The 14747-nt window shown below is 65.5% G+C and carries 14 protein-coding genes and 1 pseudogene; 6 read left to right on the top strand and 9 right to left on the bottom strand.

Features of this window, described 5'->3' with window-relative positions:
- Window positions 1-3: 3 nt before the first annotated feature.
- Entirely contained in the window at window positions 4-663 is a 660-nt protein-coding gene (locus KW836_RS10730) for a thiopurine S-methyltransferase (protein ID WP_175125996.1), read from the bottom strand.
- A 267-nt stretch (window positions 664-930) separates the two neighbouring features.
- Here KW836_RS10730 and KW836_RS10725 point away from each other — a divergent pair, with 267 nt between their 5' ends.
- Together KW836_RS10725 and KW836_RS10720 are read left to right on the top strand one after the other, a co-directional pair.
- Window positions 931-1650, top strand: coding sequence for a tetratricopeptide repeat protein (locus KW836_RS10725; protein ID WP_218343208.1), 720 nt, complete (start codon window positions 931-933; stop codon window positions 1648-1650).
- 22 nt (window positions 1651-1672) lie between these two features.
- On the top strand, window positions 1673-2428 hold the full coding sequence (locus tag KW836_RS10720) for a hypothetical protein (RefSeq protein ID WP_218343207.1): 756 nt from the start codon (window positions 1673-1675) through the stop codon (window positions 2426-2428).
- Between the two features lie 30 nt (window positions 2429-2458).
- Here KW836_RS10720 and KW836_RS10715 read toward each other — a convergent pair.
- From KW836_RS10715 to KW836_RS10700, 4 genes and pseudogenes are all read right to left on the bottom strand, one after another.
- Window positions 2459-3211, bottom strand: a pseudogene (locus KW836_RS10715) (YoaK family protein); the annotation flags it as partial.
- 74 nt (window positions 3212-3285) lie between these two features.
- On the bottom strand, window positions 3286-3972 hold the full coding sequence (locus KW836_RS10710) for a lysozyme inhibitor LprI family protein (RefSeq protein WP_218343206.1): 687 nt from the start codon (window positions 3970-3972) through the stop codon (window positions 3286-3288).
- Window positions 3969-5198: an SMI1/KNR4 family protein gene (locus tag KW836_RS10705; RefSeq protein ID WP_218343205.1), complete on the bottom strand. Its 1230-nt coding sequence runs from the start codon at window positions 5196-5198 to the stop codon at window positions 3969-3971. The genes KW836_RS10710 and KW836_RS10705 overlap by 4 nt, the downstream gene beginning before the upstream one ends.
- Before the next feature lie 185 nt (window positions 5199-5383).
- On the bottom strand, window positions 5384-6430 hold the full coding sequence (locus KW836_RS10700) for an aldo/keto reductase (protein WP_218343204.1): 1047 nt from the start codon (window positions 6428-6430) through the stop codon (window positions 5384-5386).
- Window positions 6431-6748: 318 nt separating this feature from the next.
- Here KW836_RS10700 and KW836_RS10695 point away from each other — a divergent pair, with 318 nt between their 5' ends.
- The 3 genes from KW836_RS10695 to ycaC all read left to right on the top strand — a co-directional run bounded on the left by KW836_RS10695 (window position 6749) and on the right by ycaC (window position 9600).
- Complete coding sequence (locus KW836_RS10695) at window positions 6749-7708, top strand: AraC family transcriptional regulator (protein WP_175125989.1); 960 nt, start codon at window positions 6749-6751, stop codon at window positions 7706-7708.
- Between the two features lie 164 nt (window positions 7709-7872).
- A complete protein-coding gene (locus KW836_RS10690) occupies window positions 7873-8844 on the top strand; it encodes a LysR substrate-binding domain-containing protein (RefSeq protein WP_218343203.1) in 972 nt (323 codons plus the stop codon).
- Between the two features lie 129 nt (window positions 8845-8973).
- On the top strand, window positions 8974-9600 hold the full coding sequence (gene ycaC, locus KW836_RS10685; protein WP_056570984.1) for an isochorismate family cysteine hydrolase YcaC: 627 nt from the start codon (window positions 8974-8976) through the stop codon (window positions 9598-9600).
- An 83-nt stretch (window positions 9601-9683) separates the two neighbouring features.
- Here ycaC and KW836_RS10680 read toward each other — a convergent pair whose 3' ends face one another.
- On the bottom strand, window positions 9684-10835 hold the full coding sequence (locus KW836_RS10680) for a sterol desaturase family protein (RefSeq protein WP_175125987.1): 1152 nt from the start codon (window positions 10833-10835) through the stop codon (window positions 9684-9686).
- A 253-nt stretch (window positions 10836-11088) separates the two neighbouring features.
- Between KW836_RS10680 and KW836_RS10675 the strand changes: the two genes are divergently transcribed.
- A complete protein-coding gene (locus tag KW836_RS10675; protein WP_175125986.1) occupies window positions 11089-11331 on the top strand; it encodes a YdcH family protein in 243 nt (80 codons plus the stop codon).
- 18 nt (window positions 11332-11349) lie between these two features.
- Here the strand turns inward: KW836_RS10675 and KW836_RS10670 are convergent, their stop codons facing one another.
- From KW836_RS10670 to KW836_RS10660, 3 genes are all read right to left on the bottom strand, one after another.
- Window positions 11350-12342: a tripartite tricarboxylate transporter substrate binding protein gene (locus KW836_RS10670; RefSeq protein WP_218343202.1), complete on the bottom strand. Its 993-nt coding sequence runs from the start codon at window positions 12340-12342 to the stop codon at window positions 11350-11352.
- A 116-nt stretch (window positions 12343-12458) separates the two neighbouring features.
- Window positions 12459-13673, bottom strand: coding sequence for a CaiB/BaiF CoA-transferase family protein (locus KW836_RS10665; protein ID WP_175125984.1), 1215 nt, complete (start codon window positions 13671-13673; stop codon window positions 12459-12461).
- A 34-nt stretch (window positions 13674-13707) separates the two neighbouring features.
- Window positions 13708-14664: a hydroxymethylglutaryl-CoA lyase gene (locus KW836_RS10660; protein WP_218343201.1), complete on the bottom strand. Its 957-nt coding sequence runs from the start codon at window positions 14662-14664 to the stop codon at window positions 13708-13710.
- Between the last annotated feature and the right edge of the window lie 83 nt (window positions 14665-14747).

The raw sequence follows: 14747 nt of genomic DNA, 5'->3' as shown, positions 1-14747 counted from the left end.
CGCTCAGTCCTGCACGCCCAGCCGGTAAACCACCGTGTCCAGGCGGCTGACGCCCGCAGACTGGAACTTGGGTTCCTTGTCGAGAATGTCGCGGCGGTCGATGATGACGGCGGGCGAAACGTCCGAGAAGATTGCCTGCACCTCGCTGTCGACCACGGAAAACGGCGGGCCTGCCATCTCTTCCTGCGGATAGTCCAAGGTGATGAGCAGGCCGCGATAGGACGGCGACAACTGCCCGTAGACGTGACGCACGTAGCTTGCCCGCATCGCGTCCGGCAGCGCGACGAGCGCCGCGCGGTCAAACACGCCCACGCAATGCGACAGCACCTGCGCATCCATCTTGAAGATGTCTCCGCAGACGATCTCGATGTTGCCGGCCACGTAGTGCGTGCCGTATGCGGACTCGTGCTTGACCGGCCGCAATTCGTTTTCGGTGAAGAACTGCTCCACCGCAAGCTGCGAGAGCTCTGCGCCCAGCACCTGATGGCCCTGCGCGGCCAGCCACACCATGTCCAGCGACTTGCCGCAAAGCGGGACCAGCACCTTGCCGCCCTTGGGGACGTCAAGCGTCGGCCAGTACTTCTGCAAAAGCGGCGTGATCCGAGCCTGATGAAAATGCGTGCGCCCTTCGCGCCACCGTTCCAGCCAGAATTCCGCGTCCATGACTTGTCTGCTCCTCCTATGAATACGTGTCGCAACTGCACAGCGATGTTTGGCCCCCGGTCGGCACCGGGCGACGCCCGATCACGCCGGGTGGCGCGCCGGGAACAGCGTGCCCGCGGCCATCGCCCGAGCGCCTGATCGTACGCAATACGCGCTCGGCCATTGTAGTGCTGGTCTGAAATGTCGGGCGCGGCCGCCTCGCCGCCGCTTCGTCCGCGATGGTTCCGGTATCGTATGGGCCCGACATGACGCCCGGCGGCCCTTCTCATGCTTGCAGCGCTTCGCATCCGTCTTTTCTCTCCGTTGCTTCTCGTCAGCGTTCTGACGGGCCAGCCAAGCCATGCCCAGGACGCGTCGCAACTGGACGACGCCTATCTTGCAGAGCTGCGAGCGGAGAACGACGCGTTGCGTGCGCGTATCCAGCAGTGGCCCCCTGCCCTGCAGGCGCAGAACGCGCAGGTCTCCGCGGCGCTGCGAGCCGGCAATCGCCCGGAGGCGCAGCGCATCGCCGAAGACATGGCGCGGCAGGCGCCCGCCGACGCAGACATCAGGCTGTTCCTGGGAAAGCTGCACGGTCAGCAAGGCAACATGGCGGCGGCGCTTGCGTTATTCGAGCAGTCCATCGCATTGAATCCCGACAACAGATGGGCGTACGTCAACAAGGCGGGCGCGCAGGCCGAGCGCGCGGACCTGCCCAACGCGCTGGCGACAACGCAGGTGCTGACTGCAAAGTTTCCTGGCTGGAGCATCGGCTACAACCTGCAGGCGTCGGTGCTGGATGCGTTGAACCGCCCGGAGGAAGCTCTGAGCGCCTTTGAAAAGGCCGTGCGCGCCAAGCCGGCCAGCGCACTGATCCTGACGAATCTGGGCAACCTGCAACGCAGGCTTGGGCGTCTGGCGGACGCCCGCAACTCCTACGAGGCCGCGCTACGCCTGCAGCCCGGCTACGCCTTCACCGAAATCCAGTTGGCAACCCTGACCCAATAAGGCCGATGCGCCCGGAGACCCCATGAACCGTCGTCCCCTGCTGCTGATGCTGGGCAGCCTGATTGCCGCGCCGCTGCGCGCCCTGGCCTCACCCGCCCGCGATGCCATCGTCCGCAAGGTCTATGCGGCGCCGGACGCCAGCCTGTCCTACACCCCTCAGCACGCGGCCTTGGTGCGCCTGCTGCGGGTGCAATGGATGCCGGTCGAATCCGGCGCGCCCGGCATCGATTTCGAGCAACCGCTGCTTGGCGGCGCCGATACGCTTGCCACTGCCCGCGGTGCGCTGAAGACAACCGACGATGCGCTGGCCATCCGGCGGCTGGCCGAAGTCTGCCGCCTGGTCCCGCGCTATGTGCAATCCATCGGCAGGTTGCAACCCGGCCGTTACGCCGTGCCAGCCGAAATGCGCGAGGCCTTCGACTTTCCGGAAAGCGGCGTGGATGCGCAGGGCATGTTCAATCTACGCAAGGAGCATCTTGTCCTGCTGCGAGCCGCGGTCTGGCGCGAAGTGGACGATCAGGCGCTGGGCGCGGTTTTGCGCGAAGGGGACCGCTTCTGGCCCATGCCCTATATCGACGGCAAGCGTCCGTATGGAAATTCCAGTTACTACCAGGTCGACATTGGCCGGCTGCTGGGCGAACCCTACGCGCTGGACGCCAAGGGGCACGCCATCACCGACCCGGTCAAGGACGCCCGCTTCGAACGTCTGCACTATGAAACGCTGGCGGCGCTGCAGGTTTTCCTGAGCCATTCCGCCGCGGTCAAATCCAAGCGGTAATGGCGGCGGGCTCCGCGCGGCCGGTTAGGCGCGGTGCATGAAGCTACGGATATCGTCCAGGATCGGCACCGCGGCCAGCAGCATCAGCAGCAATGCCAGCGGCCAGGTCGACCCGAAGCCGAAGTTGAAAAACGAATACGCGCCCGTCACGCCGCCGACGAAGAACAAGGTCACCATCAGGCTCAGCACGATGAGCTTGCCGCGGTCGGCCAGCACCCGCGGCATTGACTGCGGGTCGCCCTTCGCGACGTTCCAGTAGAACAGCTTGCCAAGCTCGATGCCGATGTCGGTCACCATGCCCGTCACGTGCGTGGTGCGGATTTCGGACCGGGACACCTTGGTGATCATCGCGTTCTGCAGACCCATGATGTAGCAGAGCAGCATCACCGTGCCCGGCACGTAGAACCAGCGCAGCGTCTCAAGGTTGGCGCCCAGCAGGCCGAAGATCAGCAGCAGCACGGCCTCGAGCAGCAACGGCAGCGCGTACTCGCTGGCCAGCCGGGACCTGCGCCCGAAGTTGATCAGAAAGGCGGAGCTGGCCGCCCCCGCCATGAACGACACCAGGGCCGCCAGCCCTTGCAGCACCACGATCACCCCGCCAAGCGCCATGTGGTCGGCCATCATGGACACGATGCCGGACATGTGGGAGGTGTACTGCTGGACCGCCAGGAACCCGCCCGCGTTGACGGCGCCGGCGGTGAAGGTCAGCAGATAGGCAAGATGGCGATTGGCTTGCGGGCTACGGCTGACAGCGGTCAGCCGGCGCAAATACGGGATGGTCACGCCTGTCCTTTCAAAACAAGAACGTGTTCACTGCAATTCGGAATGACATTCTAGTCGCGGCGGCGGCGCGCCAATCAAGGCCTTGAAACCGGATAGTAAACGCCGCCGAGCGCGCCGTTCAGGCCGCAATACGGCCGGCTGGCTGCGTCGGCGGCCTGGGCCGGCGGGTTTTCGGACAGCACGAGACCGTATCCCTTGCGCGACAACGTCAGCGTCCAGCCCTCGGCGTCGACCGTCTCGATGACCACCGCATTGTTCTTGACCGCGCCCGCGCCGCGCACGTCGCATACCCAGCGGCCATTTTCCGGATGCGCCGCGGAGCCGTCGAATCCCAGGCTGCCATCCGGCTGCCGTTTGATCGAAATGCCACCGGCGAGGTTTTCCCAATCGCCTTCAAAGCCTTGACGGCGCTTGAGCACCAGCGACGACAGAAAGGCGTCGCGATACTTCAACCGGTCTGCCAATTCCTTTTGGGGCGGGTCGTTGCCGGGCGGCGACGCGTAGGCCTCGTCCCGCACCTTGACGAACCACCGCTGGTCTTCCGTCAGCGCCTTGCCCGTCGCCGGATCGAAGGTCATTCTGGCCTTGCCGAAGTGTTTTGCGATGCTGGCATCCTGTTCGGCCAACCCGCTATCGGCGCAGATCGCCTTCTCGACCGCCGTCCGGGCCCTTGCGCAATCGAATGATGGCTTGCCGGTGGCCCAGGCCGCCGGACTGCACAGCACGATCGACAGCGCGAACCCGGCGGCAAGACGATTCACAGGGCAAACTCCCGCAGATTCTCGACCCGCGCCGCCAGGCCGTCCGCGCCCAGATAGTGGCCCAGCTTGCCGGCGCGCACGCGCTTGAGGTCTTCCTGATAGCGGGTGGCCATCGAATCGCGGACCTGCGCGTACGCCTCGGCAATGCCCTCGCCGCAGGCCTGGGCAACGATACGCGCGGCATCGGGCGATCCGCACGCGACGCAGCGCGCGACACCCAGCGCGTCGGCGTCGGCGCCCCGCGCCAGCAGTGCGGCGACCAGCTCGGCAGGCGGCTCACGATCGAAGCGGTGAATGGCCGTGGGGCTGACCGGCGCGCCCGCGTCCAGCAGCGCCTGCGCCGCCGCATACGCATGCTGCATCAGCGCGACGTCCAGCGCCTGGGCGCTACCGCGCAGCGGCGCATCCAGGCGCACGCCCTGCGCCGACAGACGGCGCACAAGGGCCGCGTCATCCTGCGACAACGCGTGCTGCAAGGCCAGCGCGGCCAGGCCAGGCTTGGCGGCCAGCGTTCCGTCCTCGAGCGGGCCGCGCCAGTCGACCAGCGCCTGCCGGTAGAAGACCGCCACGCGGTCGGCCAGCGACTGCGGCATGCCGTGACCCGACACGCGCTCATCCAGATACTCCAGAACGCGCAGGCCGGGGCTGTCTTCGTCTTCCTCGGGGTCGGTTTCCAGGCACAGCGCGGCAAACGCGGCATGCAGGTCCGGCGCGATGGTCGCGATGCCGTCCTGCTGCAAGGCGTGCGTCCAGCCCGGCAGGCCCTGCTTCCACGCGACCACGCTGCCTGCTCGCGGCCCCGGTTCCACGGCGACGTAGATGCGGTCGCAGTATTCGAAACCGCCTATCGGCAGATAGCGCAGCTTCCCATTCCACGTCGCGCCATCCTCGGCGGCGGCTTCCTCGGCGCACTCCTGCTCGTGCTCGATCCACCCTTGCAGGTCGCGGTACTGGTCGCTGCCGTCGTAGAACAGCTCGGACCAGCTCAAGGCCTCTTCGTTGCCGTCCATCTGCGCGCGCAGATCGTAGGCCAGCTCGCCGCCGGCGGTCAGCCGCCACAGGTCGAGCAACGCCGGCGGCAGCGGGCCCTCGCACAGCGCCTCGATCTCGGCGATGCGGGCGTCGGACATCGGGGGTTGCACATCGATCAGCAGGCGGCCGGCAAACACCGCGATGCCGTGCTCACGCAACGCCAGCAGTTCGCCAGACGTGAAAAACTCGCTCATGTTGAAACTTCAAGGTTGGAGACCGGTGCGATTTTACTAGCGGGGGGTGAAGAATCCCCGCACTAAGATGGCCGACCGCCGTTGGTGTACGGAGTTTGCCCTTGGCCTTCAACACGAGAATGCATGACGCCTGGCTGGTGCGGACCGGCGCCGGCGCGCCGGTCCATCCATGAACGCGGTTCGCGTCAGGCGGCGCCGGCCTCGCGCAATTGCTGGCGCCGGTATTCGCCCTGCCGCACATGCATCCAGCCCGGATACTCCGGCGGCAGCGCGCTGACCTTGTCCAGCGCGGCCAGTTCGTCCTGCGTCAACCGGATATCCGTGGCGGCCAGATTGTCTTCCAGCTGATCCACGCGCTTGGCGCCGATGATGACGCTGGTGACGACCTGCTGGTGCAGCAGCCAGGCCAGCGCCACCTGCGCCACCGACACGCCGCGCGCGTCTGCGATCTGCCGCAGCGCATCAATGCTGTCGTAGGCGCGCTCCCGGTTCACGGGCGGGAAATCGAACGCGACACGGCGGCTGCCCGCCTCGGCCTCGCCATCACGGCTGTACTTGCCGCTGAGCAGCCCGCCGGCCAGCGGACTCCACACCATCAACCCGACGCCCTCGCTCTGCAGCATGGGAACCAGTTCCCGCTCCAGATCGCGGCCGGCAATCGTGTAGTACGCCTGCAGCGACTCGAAGCGCGCCAGCCCCAGGCGCTGCGCGATGCCAAGCGCTTTCATGATCTGCCACGCGGCCCAGTTCGACACGCCGATGTAGCGCACGTGGCCATGCTGCACCAGCGTGTCCAGCGCGCGCATGGTTTCCTCGACCGGCGTGGCGGGGTCAAAGCCGTGGATCTGATACAGGTCGATATGGTCCAGCTGCAGGCGGGACAGGCTCTTCTTGACGCCATCCAGGATGTGTACGCGCGAATTGCCGCGGGCATTGACGCCCGCGCCCGTCTGCCCGAAGACCTTGGTCGCGATCACGACGTCCTCACGCGGGATCTTCAGATCGCGCAGCGCCTGGCCCGTGATGATTTCCGAGCGGCCTTCAGAGTACACGTCCGCCGTGTCGATGAAATTGACGCCCGCGTCCAGCGCGCGGCCCACCAGCCGGTTGGCGTCTTCCTGTTGCAGGCTGCCGATCTTGCTCCAGAGTTCGCCTTCGCCGCCGAAGGTCATCGTGCCCAGGCAAAGCTCCGAGACGAACAGGCCCGTGCTGCCGAATTTCTTGTATCGCATGTGTGCTCCTTCAGGGGCGGGCGAGCGCGCCGGGCCCCGGAGTGGGACACCGCTGCGGCAGCCTGCCGGGGTGCGGACAGTATGCGTCCGGCGAGCCACGCGCACGCTGCATGATCCTGCCCTTTTTTTGCCTGATTCTCCGGCCCGGCAGCCAATTCAACGCGACCCGTCGTTTTCTCCGGAATTCCTGCCTAATCCTCCGTTCCCCTATGCCGGCCGGCGCGGACCGCGCAAGATGGCAATACACTGGCGGACACCCAATCCTCTGCCGCCGCCGCCCCTCTTGTTTGCGGGCGGCGCGCCCCCGGGAGCCCCTCGATGTCCCTGAATTCTGCCCGATCCCTCGCGCCCGGCATTGCCGCCCAGGACGCCGCCTGCGAACTGGCGCGGTCCGAGCTGCTCTGCACGCTCGAGCGCATGACCGGCAACCTTGAAGGGGCGCTGGATACGCCGGTCGAAGGCCTGTACCTGCATCGGCTGTCGCAGCCGTCGGGGGCCAAACCGGTCGTGCAGAAAGCGGCTCTGGCTGTGATCGCGCAAGGATCGAAGCGGCTTTTCATCGGTGACGAGACCTATGAATACGATCCCTTCCATTTCCTGATCTCTTCGGTGGATCTGCCCCTCGTGGCCAAGGTGTCGGTGGCCAGCCCGACCCTGCCTTATCTGGGCTTGCGGCTGGACCTGAACCCCGAGGAGATCACCGCGCTGATCAGCGACGAGAACCTGCCGCCGCTGGTGCCGGCCGAAGCCTCGCGCGCGCTTTGCGTCAATCCGCTGGGCAGCACGCTGCTGGACGTGGTGCTGCGCCTGTTGCGGTTGCTGGACACGCCGCGGGACATTCCGATCCTGGCGCCGATGATCAAGCGTGAACTGCTTTACCGCCTGCTGATGAACGGCCAGGGCGTCGTGCTGCGCCAGACGGTGCTGCAGGACAGCCAACTGAACCGCGTGGCCAAGGCGATCCGCATTCTGCGGGACAATTTCGCGCAACCCCTGCGCGTCGAAGAGATTGCGCGCGACGTCCACATGAGCGTGTCGTCGCTGCACCATCATTTCAAGCAAGCCACGGCCATGAGCCCACTGCAGTATCAGAAGCACCTGCGGCTGCAGGAGGCGCGCCGGCTCATGCTGACGGACGATGCCGGCGTGGCGCTGGCCGCGCATGCCGTCGGCTACGAGAGTTCATCGCAGTTCAGCCGCGAGTACAGCCGCCTGTTCGGCACGCCGCCGCTGCGCGACAAACAGCGTTGGAAGGACGAGACGGCACTGGCCGCCTAGCCACCACGCGCAATCTGCCGGTTTCCGGGCAATTGCCGCAAATCCTCGAATACGATCCGTAGTCCCGCCCGGCCTCAGCCGATCCAGCCGGGTGCGCCTGATCCCGCCGGGAACAGGGCCGCGCGCCGTATCATGCGGGCACCGACGACTCTCGAGGAATTTGCATGCACGACCTGAATGACCTTTATTACTTCGTCGAGGTCGTCAAACACGGCGGATTCGCGCCGGCCGGCCGGGCGCTGGACATCCCGAAGTCGCGCCTGAGCCGCCGCATCGCCCTGCTGGAAGAACGCCTTGGCGTGCGCCTGATCCAGCGCTCCACCCGAACGTTCGCGGTGACCGAACTGGGCCAGGAGTACTACGACCAATGCCTGGCGATGCTGGCGGGCGCCGAAGCGGCGCAGGATGTCATCGACCGCACACACGCCGAACCGCAAGGCACCATCCGCATCGCCGCACCGCCCGCGCTCATCTATTACTTCCTCGGGGACGTGGTGGCGCGCTTCATGGAAAAGTGCCCCAAGGTGAACGTCTACCTGAAGAGCTTCAGCCGGCCGGTGGACGTGCTGCGCGAAGGCTTCGACCTGGCGGTGCGGGTGCGCTTTGGCGCCATCGAAAGCAGCGACCTTGTCATGAAGAACCTGGGCCTGAGCTGCCAGAGCCTGGTCGCCAGCCCCGCGCTGGCTCGCACCCTTCCGGATTCCGCCGATCTGCAGCACATCAGCCGGCAGCCGACCATGGCGCTCGGCACCGAGCAGCGCGAATGCCAATGGCGCCTGCTGGGTCCCGACAACGCGCGCCTCGCTGTGCCGTTCATGCCCCGGCTCGTCACGGACGACATGCTGGCGCTCAAGCAAGCCGCGCTGCGGGGCGTGGGGGTCGTCGCCCTGCCGCTCCTGATGATCCGCGAGGAACTGGATGTGGGCACGCTGGTGCCCGTGGGCGCCCCCTGGCAACCCGAGCCCGGCAGCGTGCATGCCGTGTTCCCGTCGCGCCGGGGCCTGCTGCCCGCCGTGCGGGAGCTGTTGGATTTCATGGGAGAGGCGTATCGTGAAAACGCGCGCTGCGAAGCCGCAACCCAGACGCGCCACGGCATCCCGACACTGCAACCGGTCCAATCGTTGTCCGATAAATAGAACGCTGAGGGTCGAAATTCCCGTCTACCGGCGCGGTTGTCCTGAAATTAATATCCTTCCTACGCACTCAGCGTTGCACAAAACACCGCGCAACACCGCGCACAACCTGAATAGACCAAGGAATCAGCCATGACCCGCCCCTACGTTAAGCTCGACAAGTCCCAAGCCGCCGTTCTGCTGGTGGATCACCAAGCCGGCCTCCTGTCCCTGGTGCGCGACTTCCAACCCGATCAATTCAAGAACAATGTGCTGGCCCTGGCTGATCTGGCCGAATACTTCAAGCTCCCCACCATCCTGACCACCAGTTTCGAAGACGGCCCCAACGGCCCGCTGGTCCAGGAACTGAAGGACAAGTTCCCCGACGCTCCCTACATCGCCCGCCCCGGCAACATCAACGCCTGGGACAACGAAGACTTCGTCAAGGCCGTCAAGGCCACCGGCAAGAAGCAACTGATCATCGCCGGCGTGGTCACCGAAGTCTGCGTCGCCTTCCCCGTGCTGTCGGCCATCGAAGAAGGTTTTGACGTGTTCGTGGTGACCGATGCTTCGGGCACCTTCAACGAAGTGACCCGTGACGCCGCATGGCGCCGCATGGAACAGGCTGGCGCGCAACTGATGTCGTGGTTTGGCGTGGCATGCGAACTGCACCGCGACTGGCGCAACGACGTGGAAGGCCTGGGCACCCTGTTCGCCAACCACATCCCCGACTACCGCAACCTGATGGCCTCGTACTCGGCCTTCAAGGCGGCCAAGTAAGGTTGCCGCGCGGCCGGCTTGCCGGCCAGACCACGCTGAGACAGCGATGAAAAAAAGGCCCAGGCAAATCGCCTGGGCCTTTGTCATTTCCGCTTGCGGGCGAAGGGATACGCCTGCTGCGCCAGGAATGTCCCGGGCATGTCGTTGTCCAGGATCCCGTAGTTCTGCGGCAGCCGGTTGCCCGCCCCGCGGACCGCGGTGCCGAACAGATAGTCGATGAAGGAAAAGTGCGCCGCGTAGTTCTTGTCGATCGCTTCGGTGTCGGAAGAGTGATGCCAGTGATGGAAGTCCGGCGTCACGATGATGTAGCGCAGCCAGCCCCACGGCAGCTTCACGTTGGAATGGATCAGCACCGCCTGGAATCCCACGATGATGATGTAGGCATCGAGCACCGCCTTCGAAAAGCCCAGCACGAACAGCACGCCCAACACAGCCACGCGCGTGATCAGCAGTTCAACGATGTGCAGGCGCGAGCCGGCCAGCCAATCCAGCGTGCGCGTGCTGTGATGCACGGCATGGAAGCGCCACATGAAAGGCACCTCGTGATAGATGCGATGCGCGGCGTATTGCGCCAGGTCCGCCACCAGCACGGCCACGAACAGTTCCAGCAGATATGGCATCGACTGGATCGCCTGTTGCAGCGGTTCGTACGCCGCCCAGGAAAACAGACGGTGGATGAAGAAGTTGATGCACAGCAGCACCGCGCCCACCGACAGGTGATTGAACAGAAAGTGCTTCATGTCCACCTGCCACTCGCCGCGGAACACGGGCTGGCCGGGGTACAGCGGCGTCAGCTTTTCAAAGATGATGAAGACGGTGCTGGACGCCAGCAGATCCAGGATGAACCAATCAAGACCCAGATACGGATGGCCGCCGGTGTTGGTGGCATTGACCGCTACCTGGCTGCCGCCAGCAGCCACCGCGCAGCACACCAGCACGAATGCGGAAATATTGAGCCAGCGTTGCCGTCCCAACACAGTGTTGGCCAGCGCGATCGAACCGGACACCAGCAGTGCGCCGAACAGCAGCGTGCGCATGGCTTCCACCGAATAGAAGCTGCGCAGCTCGGGCGTGGTCAGGTAGGCGGGAAAATGAAACGCCAGCACGCCCAGCACAGAAAGAATCGCCAAAAACAGCGCGATCACGCCGCTCATCATTCCGGTGCCGGGATGAATCCGGCCGTCCTGCTTGAAAAGATCCATCACTCTGCGATAGACGGGGGCGTGCTGTTTCATTGGGGATCTGGGACAGTCCAAGGGGAAGCGAGTGTATCGCCGGGGACGGACCCTTCTGTAAAGAAACGTGAACGCTCACGACAGAAAGGCTCATTTCTTGACACCCTTGCGCAGCGTCAACGGTGCACAGCCGTGGTTCGACCCGTAAGGTTGACAAGGCGTTGTCATTGGCGTGTCATGGCCTTTGACGCTGATGATCGCGTCGTGACAGGCGCATCGTCGGTCCCGTCAACCGGTTCCTCAAGAGGCCTTTATGTTCCCTGAATACCGCGAGCTCATTACCCAACTGAAGTCCGAAAACGCTCACTTTTCGGCGCTGTTCCAGCGGCATAACGATCTGGACCAGGAAATCCAGAACATGGAGGACGGCATCAAGCCGTCCTCGGGCGCCGCGATCGAGGTGCTTAAAAAAGAAAAACTGCACCTGAAAGACAAGCTGTACGGCCTGCTCCGCGCGGCCGACCAGAACGGCCACGGCAAGAGCAACGGCAGCTGACCTGCCCCTCGGCGCGGGCTACATCAGTTCCAGGCCCGCGCCCTTGACGACGGAGGCGTACTTCGTCATTTCCGAACGGAAGTACGCCACCGTCTGTTCCGGCGGCATCAGGACGATACGGTTGTTCTGGGTCGCCATCGCCTGCTTCACCTCCGGCGAGTTGAACGCGCGCCCCAGCGCGTCGTAGATGCGGCGCACGTCCGCTTGCGGCAACTTTGCCGGCCCGACCGCCGCAAACCATCCGCCGATCTCGTAGTCCGCCATCCCCTGTTCGCGCAGCGTCGGCAGGTCGGGCAGCGCCGCCATGCGCTCCGCGCCACAGGCGCCCAGCGCCTTGAGCGCACCGCTCTTGATCTGCGGCAGCACGGACGGCAGCGACAGCACGCCAAAGTCGACCTGCCCGCCGATCAGATCGGCCATCATCGGACCCACGCCCTTGTAGGGAATGTGCCGCGCCTTCACGCCCGCTTGCTGCACGTACATTTCCGCGGCCAGGTGCAGGATCGTGCCGTTACCCGAGGACGCGTAGTTATAGCGGCCGGGTTGGCTCTTCAAGAGCGCGGTCAGCGCCTTGATGTCGTTGGCGGCAATCTTTTGCGGATTGGCGACCAGCAGGAACGGCGTCATGCCCACCATGCTGATCGGCGTGATGTCGGCCAGCGGATCGAACGGCAGGCTCTTGTAGACGCTCGGGAAGATGACATGGTTGTTCGACACCATGCTGAGCGTGTACCCATCGGGCGCCGATCGCACCAGCGCCGACGTGCCCACGATGCCGCCCGCGCCCGGCTGGTTTTCCACCACGACGGTATGGCCCAGCGCGGTGGACAGCGCTGGCCCCGCCGCCCGCGTGATCGTGTCCACGCCGGACCCCACGCCCACCGGCAAAATGAATTTCACCGGCCGGTCCGACTGCGCCCACGTCACGCCGGGCACGCCCAGCATGGCGGCGCCCAGCGCACCCAGAACCTGGCGGCGGCTCCAGCGCCCGCCCGCACGTTGATTGCTCATGTCTGTCTCCTGATGGTTTTTGTATCGGCCGACTTGCGCGGCCGTTTACTGCAAAGGGCTTCAATCATTGCTCTGGCGCGGCGCGGCATGCTGCCCGCCTTGCGCGCGCCCTTACCTCATGCCGCGGCGCCCTGCTCGCGCAACGCTTCGATCTGTCCGGCGTCGTAGCCCAGCGCTTGCAGGAGTTCGTTGGTGTCCGCTCCCAGCACAGGCGGATCGCGCCTCACGCCAAGCCGCTGCCCGTCCATCATCAGCGGAAACAGCGCGGCGCCGGCGGTCTGCCCGGCACGCTCGCCGTCGGGCAGACGGATCTCGGCCAGCCCGCCGGTGGCGCGCAGGTGCGGATCGTCGTACAGCTCCTCGGGCTTGACGATGGGGGCGAACGGCAGACCGATGCGTTCGAATACGGCTGCCAGTTCGGCGGCGCGGTAATGTGCCAGCCGCTTGCGCAGATCCGCCAGCAGCGTGGGCCGCAACAGGACCCGGTCATTGTTCGTGGCCATTGCGGGATCGTTCTTCAGGTCGTCGAATCCGAAGGCATCGCAGAACGTCACCCACTGCGCGTCGCTCACTGCCGCCAGGAATATCTGCTCGCCATCTTTGACTGTGAACACGTCGTAGAGCGCCCAGGCGGACACGCGCTGCGGCATCGGCGCAGACGGCTGGCCCGTGATCGCGTACTGCAGCATGTGCTGGCCCACGAGGAACACATTGTTCTCGAACAGCGCCGACTGCACTTCCTGGCCCCGCCCGGTGATGCCGCGCTGGATCAGCGCCGCCATCGCCCCGATGGCGCCGAACATGCCGCCCATGATGTCGTTCACGCTGGTGCCGGCGCGCACCGGATCGCCCGGCCGCCCGGTCATGTAGGCCAGCCCGCCCATCATCTGCACGACCTCGTCCAGGGCCGTGCGCATGGCGTAAGGGCCCGGCAAAAAGCCTTTGTGGCTGACGTAGATGAGGCGCGGATTCGCTTTGGACAGCGAGGCGTAGTCCAGGCCGAATTTCGCCATCGTGCCGGGCCGGAAGTTTTCCGCCACCACGTCGGCGCTGGCGGCCAGCTTGCGCGCCACTTCCGCGCCCGCCGGGCTTTGTATGTCCAGCGCGATGCTCTTCTTGTTGCGGTTGAACATCGGAAAAAAGCCCGCGCCGACGCCCAGCAGATGACGCGTGCGGTCACCGCGCACAGGTTCGACCTTGATGACTTCGGCGCCCAGATCGGCCAGGACCATTCCGCAGGTGGGGCCCATGACCATGTGGGTGAACTCCACGACGCGCAGGCCGGCCAGCGGCAACGGACGGGAGGATGGGGGAACGGCGGCGTTTTGCATGGTAAGGCTCGATGTCGATGCGTGATGCGCGCGCTCAGGCCGGCTGGCCGATGCGTGCAGGATAGGTCTTGGGCAGGCCGGCGCGCCACAGCGCGCCGTGCAGGGGCTGATCGGGCAGCCACCCGGCGGCGGCTTCGCGCAAGGCGAGCAGACGGGGCAGATCGACGCCGGTCTCGATGCCCATGCTCTGCAGCATGAACACGAGGTCCTCGGTGCTGACGTTGCCGCTGGCGCCTGGCGCGTGCGGGCAGCCGCCGATGCCGGCCAGGCAGGCGTCAAAGCGGGCCACCCCGGTGTCCAGCGCGGCCAGCACGTTCGCCAGCCCCAGCCCCCGTGTGTCGTGAAAGTGCGCGCAGCACAGGCGATCGCCCGCGATGCGCCTTGCCGCTTCAAACAGGCGTCCCACCGAGGCCGGATCGGCATATCCCACCGTATCGGCCAGACTGACGCGGTCGGCGCCGGCATCCAGCAGCGCCTGCATGAGCCGCAGCACTTCCTCCTGCTGCACTTCGCCCTGCAACGTGCAGCCAAAGGCTGTTCCGACGCCCCCCTCGATCAGCATGGACGAACCCGCCGCGTCGCGCGCCGCGCGCATCTGGCCGACCATTGCCACCACCTCGTCCGGCGTCTTGCGCAGGTTCGCCAGGCTGTGCGCGTGGCTGGCCGACAGCGGCACCAGCATCAGGTGGGCGCCGCTGGCCAGCGCCAACTCAGCGCCCTTCAGATTGGGAACCAGCACGGACACCATCAGGCCGGCAAGCTGCGTGGCATGCGCGATCAGTTCCACCGTATCCGCCAACTGCGGCAGCAGCCGGGCGGGCACAAAGGAGCCCACTTCGATCTCGCGCTGGCCCGCCGCGTAGGCCGCGTCGATCCAGTCGAGTTTGGTCTGCGTGGGCATCACGACAGAAAGGCTCTGCAGGCCATCGCGCAGGCCCACTTCACGGACCGTGGCGGCCGATGGGCGACAGGCGGGTTCTTGAATGGGCATGGCAACAAGGCGTCGAAAAAGAGAAATCCCAGTGTAGATATTCTCAAACCAGCCACAAGCGGTATTTTGGAACGCTTAAAATT

This window comes from Achromobacter sp. ACM05 (genome assembly GCF_019218915.1).
Classification (GTDB): Bacteria; Pseudomonadota; Gammaproteobacteria; order Burkholderiales; family Burkholderiaceae_B; genus Achromobacter; species Achromobacter animicus.
The sequence above is the reverse complement of the archived record's forward strand: the minus strand, read 5'-3'. Positions and strand labels throughout refer to the sequence as shown.

Coding starts and splice junctions, on each gene's coding strand:
- KW836_RS10730 (WP_175125996.1), bottom strand. CDS start 663: ATGGACGCGGAATTCTGGCTGGAACGGTGGCGCGAAGGGCGCACGCAT.
- KW836_RS10725 (WP_218343208.1), top strand. CDS start 931: ATGCTTGCAGCGCTTCGCATCCGTCTTTTCTCTCCGTTGCTTCTCGTC.
- KW836_RS10720 (WP_218343207.1), top strand. CDS start 1,673: ATGAACCGTCGTCCCCTGCTGCTGATGCTGGGCAGCCTGATTGCCGCG.
- KW836_RS10705 (WP_218343205.1), bottom strand. CDS start 5,198: ATGAGCGAGTTTTTCACGTCTGGCGAACTGCTGGCGTTGCGTGAGCAC.
- KW836_RS10700 (WP_218343204.1), bottom strand. CDS start 6,430: ATGCGATACAAGAAATTCGGCAGCACGGGCCTGTTCGTCTCGGAGCTT.
- KW836_RS10695 (WP_175125989.1), top strand. CDS start 6,749: ATGTCCCTGAATTCTGCCCGATCCCTCGCGCCCGGCATTGCCGCCCAG.
- KW836_RS10690 (WP_218343203.1), top strand. CDS start 7,873: ATGCACGACCTGAATGACCTTTATTACTTCGTCGAGGTCGTCAAACAC.
- ycaC (WP_056570984.1), top strand. CDS start 8,974: ATGACCCGCCCCTACGTTAAGCTCGACAAGTCCCAAGCCGCCGTTCTG.
- KW836_RS10680 (WP_175125987.1), bottom strand. CDS start 10,835: ATGAAACAGCACGCCCCCGTCTATCGCAGAGTGATGGATCTTTTCAAG.
- KW836_RS10675 (WP_175125986.1), top strand. CDS start 11,089: ATGTTCCCTGAATACCGCGAGCTCATTACCCAACTGAAGTCCGAAAAC.
- KW836_RS10670 (WP_218343202.1), bottom strand. CDS start 12,342: ATGAGCAATCAACGTGCGGGCGGGCGCTGGAGCCGCCGCCAGGTTCTG.
- KW836_RS10665 (WP_175125984.1), bottom strand. CDS start 13,673: ATGCAAAACGCCGCCGTTCCCCCATCCTCCCGTCCGTTGCCGCTGGCC.
- KW836_RS10660 (WP_218343201.1), bottom strand. CDS start 14,664: ATGCCCATTCAAGAACCCGCCTGTCGCCCATCGGCCGCCACGGTCCGT.